This window comes from Thermostichus vulcanus str. 'Rupite' (assembly GCF_022848905.1).
GTDB lineage: Bacteria > Cyanobacteriota > Cyanobacteriia > Thermostichales > Thermostichaceae > Thermostichus > Thermostichus vulcanus_A.
Genome location: NZ_JAFIRA010000069.1, coordinates 1 through 9,932, shown reverse-complemented (window position 1 = coordinate 9,932; position 9,932 = coordinate 1). Strand labels below are relative to the sequence as shown.

The 9,932-nt window shown below is 54.5% G+C and carries 10 protein-coding genes and 3 pseudogenes; 2 read left to right on the top strand and 11 right to left on the bottom strand.

Features of this window, described 5'->3' with window-relative positions:
* Positions 1-195: 195 nt before the first annotated feature.
* Complete coding sequence (locus JX360_RS16425; RefSeq protein WP_244353104.1) at positions 196-1,533, bottom strand: substrate-binding domain-containing protein; 1,338 nt, start codon at positions 1,531-1,533, stop codon at positions 196-198.
* Between the two features lie 212 nt (positions 1,534-1,745).
* Between JX360_RS16425 and JX360_RS16420 the strand changes: the two genes are divergently transcribed.
* On the top strand, positions 1,746-2,882 hold the full coding sequence (locus JX360_RS16420; RefSeq protein WP_244353102.1) for a citrate synthase: 1,137 nt from the start codon (positions 1,746-1,748) through the stop codon (positions 2,880-2,882).
* Positions 2,883-2,969: 87 nt separating this feature from the next.
* Entirely contained in the window at positions 2,970-4,040 is a 1,071-nt protein-coding gene (locus JX360_RS16415; protein ID WP_425244431.1) for a permease, read from the top strand.
* Between the two features lie 22 nt (positions 4,041-4,062).
* Here JX360_RS16415 and JX360_RS16410 read toward each other — a convergent pair whose 3' ends face one another.
* The 10 genes and pseudogenes from JX360_RS16410 to JX360_RS16370 form a co-directional block, all read right to left on the bottom strand.
* Complete coding sequence (locus tag JX360_RS16410) at positions 4,063-5,343, bottom strand: D-alanyl-D-alanine carboxypeptidase (protein ID WP_244353086.1); 1,281 nt, start codon at positions 5,341-5,343, stop codon at positions 4,063-4,065.
* A 143-nt stretch (positions 5,344-5,486) separates the two neighbouring features.
* Positions 5,487-5,867: a hypothetical protein gene (locus JX360_RS16405; RefSeq protein WP_244353084.1), complete on the bottom strand. Its 381-nt coding sequence runs from the start codon at positions 5,865-5,867 to the stop codon at positions 5,487-5,489.
* Between the two features lie 249 nt (positions 5,868-6,116).
* Positions 6,117-6,767 carry a response regulator gene (locus JX360_RS16400; protein ID WP_244353083.1) on the bottom strand — a complete coding sequence of 217 codons (651 nt, stop codon included), beginning with the start codon at positions 6,765-6,767 and terminating at the stop codon, positions 6,117-6,119.
* A gap of 164 nt (positions 6,768-6,931) precedes the next feature.
* Complete coding sequence (locus JX360_RS16395) at positions 6,932-7,273, bottom strand: DUF3007 family protein (protein ID WP_244353081.1); 342 nt, start codon at positions 7,271-7,273, stop codon at positions 6,932-6,934.
* Positions 7,274-7,286: 13 nt separating this feature from the next.
* Positions 7,287-7,508 (bottom strand): NAD(P)H-quinone oxidoreductase subunit L, encoded by a 222-nt coding sequence (ndhL, locus tag JX360_RS16390; RefSeq protein WP_244353079.1) that lies wholly within the window; start codon positions 7,506-7,508, stop codon positions 7,287-7,289.
* Between the two features lie 78 nt (positions 7,509-7,586).
* Positions 7,587-7,991, bottom strand: coding sequence for an NIL domain-containing protein (locus JX360_RS16385; RefSeq protein ID WP_244353078.1), 405 nt, complete (start codon positions 7,989-7,991; stop codon positions 7,587-7,589).
* 51 nt (positions 7,992-8,042) lie between these two features.
* Positions 8,043-8,273, bottom strand: a pseudogene (locus JX360_RS16380) (ABC transporter permease); the annotation flags it as partial.
* Positions 8,249-8,389 (bottom strand): annotated as a pseudogene (locus JX360_RS18115) (ABC transporter permease); the annotation flags it as partial. The pseudogenes JX360_RS18115 and JX360_RS16380, both read right to left, overlap by 25 nt.
* 213 nt (positions 8,390-8,602) lie before the next feature.
* Positions 8,603-9,160: pseudogene (locus JX360_RS16375) on the bottom strand (Swt1 family HEPN domain-containing protein); the annotation flags it as partial.
* A 57-nt stretch (positions 9,161-9,217) separates the two neighbouring features.
* Positions 9,218-9,932 (bottom strand): hypothetical protein (locus JX360_RS16370; RefSeq protein WP_244353066.1); only part of this gene is annotated, 715 nt, incomplete at its 5' end.

The following is a 9,932-nucleotide window of genomic DNA, read 5'->3' as shown; positions in this document are numbered from 1 at the left end:
AATGGGTACGGTCGGCTCAGGGGATGGGGTAGTTGGCAATCCCCTGAACTCCATGAATCCTCCACAGCTTCAAGCTGTGGGGAGCTAGAAGGGAGAATCCCCCGGTTTCTAACCGGGGGAGTGTCAATCAGTGCCTGTGGCAGCAGTTCACCCACCAGTCCGGTGATCAGTCCTTTTGACGGGTCAAATTTTGTCCTATGACGGCAGCTCGGAACCGGACTGGAAAAAGGGCTGCATCTCAGCTTGCACCTGGCGCAAGGCCACATCGGGATCCAGTTGATCCGTGATCACCTGATTCACCACCAAGCCCAGGGCATCCTGCAGACGGGAGTATTGGGGTATCCGTGGGCGGAAGTCGCCATCTCCCTGTTCCAGAGAGGGCAAGACCTGAGCAAAATAGGGAAACTCCGCTAGCAACTCCGGATCGGTGAGGGCGCTACGGCGAATCGGCTCGGCTCCCAGGCGAACGAACTCTTTTTGAATCTGCGGCTGTGCCAACCAGCGGATGAATTCCCAGGCCGGCTCGATGTTCGGGGAGTTACGGTTAATGCCCAAGCCCCAGCCCCCGAAGGGATATTTCGGTTCTACCCCCTCTGCCAAAGGTAAGCCCGTAATGCCTAGCTCCCCGGCGATGCGGGAAGTTTCTGGGTTAAGTTTGTCCCGCAGACCCGTTGACCAGGCCATTTGCATCATCGCTCGGCCTTCGTTAAAGGCTTGTTCCCGTTCCGGCCAGGCATAGGAAATCGCCCCCGGTGGGGTAAAGCGAAACAGATCCCGAAAATAGTCCAAAGCGGTGATATTCACCTCCCGGTCAATGCTGGGTTGACCGTTCTCATCCAGCAGGCTACCCCCATGGGCCAACATGTAGTACATCCAATCCTGGGCAACAGGAGCTCCCCGTGCCCCGTTGATGGCGATCCCGTACACCTCTCCAGCAGTCAGGGCTTCAGCGGCTTCTCGCAATTCTGTCAAGGTTGTGGGGCCTTCCGGATAGCCTACTCTAGCAAGGGCAGAACGGTTGTAGTTGAGCATTCCGGCATAGCCCGCCAGCGGAAAGGCATGTTGCCGACCCTGCCATTCCCCCAGCTTCCACATCACCGGCAGAACATCCTCCCATTCCAATTCTGCGCGGATGGCCTCGAGGCGCTCGGTCAAATCCACCAGGTAGTTGTTTTCTGCCCATTCCCCGGTCCAGACGATGTCCACCGCGTACAGATCCGCCTGGGCTGTGCCGCCGACAAAGTCAGAAATGGCTCTTTGGTAGAGTTCTGGATAGCCATTGATGGTGACCGCAATGGAAATGCCCGTAGCCGCCTCAAACTGGGGGACGATCTGCCGTAAAGCGCTGCCAAAGCGATCCGAGACGGTGAACAGGTTGAGGGTAGGTGTTCTGCTGCTGGAAGGGATCCTCCGTTCGAGAGCGGCACAAGACCCCAATACTGCGGATCCGCTGGTGAGGGCGGCCCATTTGAGCAGAGTACGGCGGGAGAGGGTAGAGATCAACCGAGGAGAAGAGTGAGAAGGAGAGGACATTTTGGCGGGTGAGAAAGGCTTTTCAAGGGATCCCTATGCTGACACAAAGCGGCTCCCCCTTCTCTCTGGGATTCAGATTTGGCTGTGGGGATCCAGATCTGCTTTACTGTAGCGAGGTTAGTGCTGCTGAATATGATCAAGGTGATCAAGGAGTCTGAGATTAGGCGCCTTGAGGGTGGACTTTCTCTCCAGCATCATTTTGGGAGCTGAGTATGGCGGATGGGGAATACAAACCAGGGCTAGAGGGCGTTCCGGCTACACGCTCCAACATCAGTTTTGTCGATGGTCAGGCGGGGATCCTGGAATATCGCGGTATCCCCATTCAGGAATTGACAGCCCACAGCACGTTTTTGGAAACAGCCTATCTGCTCATTTTTGGGGAGCTGCCGAAGCAATCGGATCTGCACAGTTTTGAGCAGGCGATCCGGGGTCATCGGCGGGTAAAATACCGCATCCGCGACATGATCAAATCTTTCCCGGAGTCGGGCCACCCGATGGATGCGCTGCAAACCTGTGTGGCAGGCTTGGGTTTGTTTTATCCGCTGCAGGAGATGGATCCCAATTATGTGTTTGGCACGGTCACTCGCCTGCTATCGAAGCTGCCGACGATGGTGGCGATGTTTCATCAGATGCGCCAAGGCAATGACCCGATCCCTCCGGACGATAGCCTGGATCATTCGGCTAATTTCCTGTACATGCTCTCGGGCAAGAAGCCGGATCCCTGGTTGGCCCGCATTTTCGACACCTGCCTGATTTTGCACGCCGAACACACGGTCAACGCCTCTACTTTTGCTCTTTTGGTGAGTGCCTCCACCTTGGCTAACCCCTACAGTACCCTGGCGACAGCGGTGGGTACCCTTTCAGGACTGTTGCACGGGGGGGCCAACCAAGAGGTGATGATGATGCTGCGGCAAATCGGCTCGGTGGAAAATGTGCGCTCCTTCATCGAAGATAAGCTGGCCAAAAAACAACGCATTATGGGTCTAGGGCACCGCGTTTACAAGGTGAAGGATCCCCGTGCCATTACCCTGCAGCGCATTGCGGAAGAACTGTTTGAGCGCTATGGCCGCGACAAGTACTACGATATTGCTGTGGAAATTGAGCGGGTGTGTGAGGAGCTGCTAGGGCCGAAGGGGATTTACCCGAATGTGGATTTCTACTCAGGGTTGGTTTACGCCAAGTTAGGGATCCCAGAAGATCTGTTTACACCAGTGTTTGCGATTGCCCGTGCGGCGGGGTGGCTGGCCCATTGGCGGGAGCAGTTGTCGGATAATCGGCTGTTCCGACCGACGCAGGTCTACACAGGCGAACGCCACCAACGCTATATCCCCCTGGCGGAGCGGGGGTAAATCAACAGTCGAGATTTGACAGGCGGTAGAGTCGGGATCCACACTCAATAAGGCCAAAATGGTGTGTGAGGTGGTGCCTTGAGTCTTTTGGACTCTCCCCTTTGGCGGGATGGATTTACCCTATTCCTGAGCATTGTGGTGCAGGCGATGCCGTTTTTGCTCTTGGGGGTCTTTCTTTCGGGGCTACTGGCGGTGTTTGTGGATGGATCCCAGTTGGCCCGTTTCTTACCCAAAAGCAAGGTGAGCAGCGCGCTGGCTGGTGGAGCTTTGGGGTTCTTTTTCCCGGTGTGTGAATGTGGCAACCTGCCGGTGGCCCGTCAACTGGTGATCAAAGGGATCCCGCCCCATGTGGCGGTGGCTTTCTTGTTGGCGGCACCCGTGTTCAACCCGGTGGTGATCTTTTCTACTTGGATTGCCTTTCGCGCCATGCCGGAGCTTGTGGTTTACCGGATTCTCTTCTCCTTTGGAATTGCGGTGGCGATTGGGTTGCTCTTTAGTCTGCAAAAGGATCTCCAGCCTTTGTTGCACCCAGCAGTTTGGCGAGAACTAGAGCGTAACTCTTCTCCTACCCCGCCTCCAACCCCTACAAGCCGCTCGCCTCTGCTCCAGGGGGGTACCTTCTGGATTGGCTCCCGACCTAAGCAGGGGAGCACTGCACCGCAACCGGCTCCTGCCGGATCCCTGTTGACTCTACAAACTGCAGAAGAAGTTTATCAATCGGCCCTGGCCTCTGCACCGCCGATCCCTTGGCGGCAAAAAGGGACTGTGCTGCTGCAAACTTGGGCCAGAGAGATTCGCGAGCTGGGATCCGTGCTGATCCTCGGTTCGGCGATGGCGGCCCTGATTCAAACGGTGATCCCCCGGTCGTTCCTACTGGATTATGGCCAGGATGCACTGGTGTCGATTTTGATCATGATGGCGCTAGCGGCGATCATCTCCATTTGCTCAACGGTGGATGCCTTCTTTGCCCTTTCCTTCGCGGCTACGTTTACGCCGGGATCCCTGTTGGCTTTTATGGTGTTTGGGCCGATGGTGGATTTGAAGGCGATTGGCCTGATGCTGACTCTGTTTAAACCCCGCGCTATTTTCTATTTGGTCATCCTGACGTTGCAGTTCACGTTGGTAGGGGCTTTGGCTATCAACTACTACGGCGGCTAACCGCACATTTAGGACTGATTTTTTAGTTTTTTAGGGTGCCCCCTATCCATTCCGTGCGTGACTGAGTGGCTACTGGCTTTGGGAGCCAGCGGGCAGGCAAAGTATGCGGGGATCCCTGTTGAACCTGAAGCTGGCTTAAAAATTGACCCTGTTGGGTGCGAAAACCGACCAAATCAGTGCCCCCATTCATCAAGGCAAACCAAATATCCTCCTGTTCAGTCGGCAATACACCCGCCAATGTACTCACCACATTCAAGGTTCCGGATTTGGCGATTAAAACCGCAGGCAAAAGTCGCCGCTCCAATACTCCTACGTCCTGCCCCACAACAGCAAAGACATCCGCCAGAGATAACTGTTTCTCTGCCAACAAAGATTGAATGGCCCGCAACAAAGCTACATTCGCACGCGGAGAAATACGGTTCTCAACCCCTAACCCAGAGCCATTGATCAGTTGCAACTCTTCTGCCGGGATCCCCGTTAGCGACCGACTGATTTGGGCGACCTGTTCTGCGCCCCCCACTGCATCCGCCAGCATGTCCGCCATCAGGTTATTGCTGTAGAGATTCATCAGCTTGAGCAAATGGAGCAGCGGCGGTGACTCATGCCTAATCAATGCTTGCCATCCGGCAGGGATCCCCTCTGCAACCCGAACCGTGCCCAAAATCTCTACCTCAGGTCTGGGGGTACCGGGCGGTAAGGTTTGAAATTGAGCCTCTGCCTCCGCCGACCAACGTCGCCGATCCAATCCCTGCCGCAACAAAGCTGCAGAGCGTTCCGCTGCCGGGAAAAAGTTCATGTAAAAACGCCCCGCAATGACCAGATCCCCCGTGACCTGACGGATCCTGTGGGCATTGAGCTCATTTCCAACCGCAATCGCTTCTTCCCATACAAACAGGGGATCCTCGCCCCCCAGCACCCACAAATCCCCCTGCAACACGCCATTGGCCACAGAACCAGAGGTGCCAAAAAGAGTCACAAAGCGATGCTCTGGCCCCAGTTGATGCAAACTGGCCAGTGTCGTCGCCACCTTGGTTAAGGAAGCCGCTGGTAAAGGAGTTGCTCCTTGATGCTGGGCCAGTACCTGATCCCCCGCTTGTAGCCAAACCCCTTGCGCTGTTTTGGCAGCCCCTCGTTGAGCCAACTGAGCCAAGTAGCGCTCCACCTGAGGTTGCAGGGATCCCGACTCAAGTGCATGGGAGGCGGGCAAGCCCAAGGCCAGACCCCACAGGATCCCAGCTGCACATAGCCCCACCCACACCGAGACCAGCCACCTGTTTGGCTGGCTCCATCCATGCCGATTCACAGAAGTTGCCTCAAAAAACTGCGTCCCTTGACATTCTCCCCGTGCCTAGTCGCGTAAGCGTTGCGTAGCAACAAGGCTAGGGGCTTGCGTCCCACCCCTCACACCCCCCGTTTTTCGGTCAGACCTAGGACAGGGATCCCTGACTAACTCATCAATTCCCAGCCGCTATCTTCCAGAGGTTCCACTTCGATGGTTCCCGGCGGCGTTTGCCGATAAAAATGCCCATCCGCCACAAACAGGGGTTCTCCACAATCTGGGCAAAGAAAACGAGTGCCTTCCACCGCTTGCGACTCTGACCCGCACACCGGGCAGTGATCGGTTGTAATCCAACGCCGTGCCCACCAACGAAAAGCCAGCAGAACCAAAATCGGCAAAGACAACAACAACAGCAACAAGGCCACCAAGCCCGTCACCAACCACCCCAAGCCTAAGCTGGTTAACAAAGCCGCTCCCGCCAGGGATCCCAGCCAAAACCCCCAGCCGGTCAGGGAGATGGAATAGGTCTTGGGCTGATCAAACCGCATCTTGACGTTCCTTCCTTAGAATTGACACACAGTACGCACACCGACTCAGCCGGAATTCTCCAGGTCTTTTCCTAATTTTCCTAGGTATATTAGCCCAGCCTTACACATAAACAAGCCGATACACCACCACAAAGGCTAGTTAATCCGTAACAATCTGTAGGCTAGCTCATTCCACATGTGTCAGGGATCCGGTTTACCGCACCCATGCTGCCCTCTGGATCCACAAAAAATATCCACCAACTATCCACTTCAATTGACGGGCCGGCCCCGGTACATCAGACGATACTTCGTCTGAGGGGCAGAAGGCTTGGCCTCGGTGGGATCTTCCAACTTGACCGGTTGCGGCGGGGTAGTAAGCGCTTGAATAGTCGGTTGCGGTGGAGGGGTCGGAGAAGCAACAGAGCTCGGATCCCCAGGCATCAACCCCATCTGTTCCAATACAGTGTAGAGCGCATCCGTATCGATGGGCAGAGACCACTTTGCCGCTTTATAGATGCGATCCAGTGAGTCGAGAATATCACTGGCTTCCGCCAAACCTGGAATAACTTCTGCTGCCCCTTGATAAATCGCCCACCGTCGTTCTGCTGGCTCAATGTGGCGACGTGGATGGTGGGTCAAAACAACAGGAGTATTGGGCAGCTGGTTATGGCAATCCCGGCAAAATGCATAAGGGTTAAACAGCCCTGTTGTCATATCCACCACCATCAGATCCAGAGGCCGAGTCGCTGCTACCTCCAACAGATCCATGTGTGGGGAAGTCAGCAGTACTGAGTGGCGCTGAGACTCCAGAACCAACTTCCACAGCTGCACCTGTAGAGGCTGACCCTGGGCCACCAGAATGGTTTTGGTCACGGCAGATGGGGAGAGGTGAGTAGGAGAGGGAGTAAAAGTCTGTACCACTTAATATCCTGTTATACATCACAACCCTATGTAGCCGGTAAATTACCACCTCCCAAAACAGGAAATAGTGATTGACTATACCAGTATTGCGCTGCAGACTCGTTCCCTGTGAATCCTCCGTTAAGGGCTTCCCCATCAGCTGTCAGCCAGTTCGCAGCCTGTTGTTAATCTTCTCGTTGCTCAGGAGAGCCTACCGCCGGGATCCCTTCCTCTTCAGCTTCCAATTCTGCCTGCAAGGCTTGCCATTCTTCTGGCGAAAGGGCTTCAAGGTGCTCCTGCACTTGCTGAGCTTCAAAACTAGCCCGCTGAGCCTTCAGAGCCATTTCCCCACGCAGCACCCGCCCTAGGTAGCCAAAGGTCCATCCCAGGCAAGCCAACAAAAACACCATGCTCGATACCTTCTGTGCAGAACCGGTATCCAAGCCTGCCCAAACCAAACTTCCGTAGAGGATGCCGCCCCCCAACAAAATGGCTAAGCCCAAGCCGAGAACATCCAGTCTGCGCATCCGCTCACGTGCCCTACAAAGAACGGGGTTTAGGGCGGAAGGTCATGAAGGGTGCCAGCAATACCATGCCTGGGAAGAAAAACAAAACCAGGAAGAACATCAACACCTTTTCCCAGGCGCTACCGGAAGTCCAACGTTTGTCTACATACAGCAAAGATAAAAAAGGCAGCACCAATAGGTAAAGACCTGCCAAGCCGGCATACGTCATCAAAATCAGCAGTGTAGTAGAGGTCATGTCTTGTTTGCCTTCGATAGTGATTGGCCTGCACCCAATCCAAATTCATTGTAGGGTGATTCGGGGAGTCCGGGATCCCTATAGACTGGTGCTAATCGCCCCCACAGGGCAAGTGGGTATGCACTGTTCACACATAACACAGCGATTGCGTAAAAACTCTAGCTTCCAATTGGGGGCAGAAATTCTCAGGGCTTCTGTTGGGCAAACTCCCGTACACAATCCACAATCTACGCACAGATGCGGATCGATTTGAATCTCCTTGGCCTGTTCTGCCACCTCAATCCCCAGAGACTGGGCCCACTCTAGGCCAGCTTCCACTTGGTCGATATCCCCTGAAAGCTCTACCACCAAAGTGCCCACCTCATCTGGGGCCACTCGTGCCCGCATGATATTGGCCGCCACGTCAAAATCTTTGGCTAACCGATAGGTGAGGGGCACATTCACCAAATGGCGAGGAAAAATCAGTGTCACCCGTTTGCGCACCGGTCTTGAGCCCGCAACAACTCTCTTCAGTATGACAAGTCCAGATTGCCCTCAACCCAATTGCTGCCGAAAGCGAGCCACACTCACCCCCCTAATCACCACAGCAAACCCCAGCAGCACCAGTGCATGGGACCACAAGACTTCTAGGCCAATGCCCTTGAGCAGGATGCCCCGCAGGATGGTGATGAAATGGCGCAAGGGATCCAGCAGCGCGCAGTCCTGAAAGAACACCGGCATGCTCTCGATCGGCGCGATCGCCCCCGATAGCTGGATGATGGGCAAAAAGCATCCCGCACCAGCTCCAGGTAATAGCGGGCGGGCACCACATTGGAGATCAACACCATCGGAAAGGGAATGTTGCTGAGGGGATAGATAAACCCCGACAACAGCAAATTTGTAGCCATTCTTTTTGGCATTGTACCCACACCCGCTTCATGACCAGGGATCCCTTTCGGTGTGTTGCGTTGGGCTTCAGACGGTTGCTTGAGAAGGACAGAGCTCATTCAGTCAACCAGGCTGAAATGATACCTAACGCCTGTCATCGTCCAACGTCATTGGCATCATCGGAGAGAGGGATCCCGTGTTGAGTTGCGAAGGCTACAACTTCAGTCGAAGCGACCGGAGGCAACATCGGGGTGGGGGGTGGCAATTTCGCGCCAGGGCTTGAGTCCAGCCATGGGTTGTCCTTCCGTGGGAGCCACTGCCGCCCGCTGGGTGACGCGCCGCGCTTGGTCTTCAAAACGCAGCCGCAGCAGTTCTTGTTTCTGTTTTTCGACTTGATCGGCTTCTGGGGCAGAAATGGCAGTGAGGAGACGTGTCATGCTATCGAGGGCACGATAAGCGTCGTCTGTTGAGAAGGTGGAGGTGTGCGCCCAGCCGTTGCGGGTATCTCGCAACTCGCTGACGATACTGCATTCTGTGCGCCCTAACGTATTACGGAAGACGTTATTCCACTGTTCCCACATCACCATGAGCAGGGCAGAAACATCTTCTTTGAGGACATCTTGGACTTCACGGCGAGCCATGTAATGTTCGGGCAGGCTAGCGGCGGCGGGGATAAGCCAGCGATCGCCATAAATCGCCTTCATTTCTCGTTCGACAAAGGGGTAAAGCCCATCGCGGAGTAGATTTAGGGCGCGTCCGACTCGTTCGTGATTGCTGATGGCCATAGGAGTGATTGGGTGAGATGGGGATAATGAACCACGGAGGCACAGAGGTCACGGAGATTAGTGCAGGGCGTTAAGTAGAATGCCGAGGATTTTTTCCAAGTCTTTTTTGATATAGTATTCGCTTAAATCAATATTAACCGTATTATTTTCTAGGCTGAGAAATCGCCAGGTGGTGCCGATCGTGACTGCACCATGAATTGTGGAGATGTCGTTGTTTTCTTGCTGGTTAAAGATCTGGGCAGCAATCATGGCAGCTATACACTCGGCAAACCCACTTTTCAGGTTTTCATTTTTAGCCTCGACGATCGTCATCACGGGAGCCCGGATAAACAATTGCTCTGGATTTTTGCTCAAGATGAAGTCACAGATGCCTGTTAGTCCTTTTTCGGGGTCAACCGTAAACTCAGAACCAGAAAATAAACTAATGGTCGCCTTCGCTTGACGGCGTACTTCCATCAGTACCGGGGCAATGATTAACTCGGAACGAGCTTTTTCGGTATTGATGGCAACGGCGAGATCAACCTGTTCCTGTAGGAGGGTGACTAAGGTGACACTGGGGGAGACTGGGGTAATGGGGGCAAACCACTCGGCGGATTCTTGCAGGGTGAGGTTAAAGTCTTTAACCAGTTGATTTAGTGTGAAATCACCTGGTTGACTGACAAAACTAATCGGTGACATAGCAGTACGTGTGTATTTTGAATTCGATTCGATAGGTACGCTGGTCATGCTGCTTCCGAGACGCCATGGTTGGTTCAGGATCGCGGTTACAGGT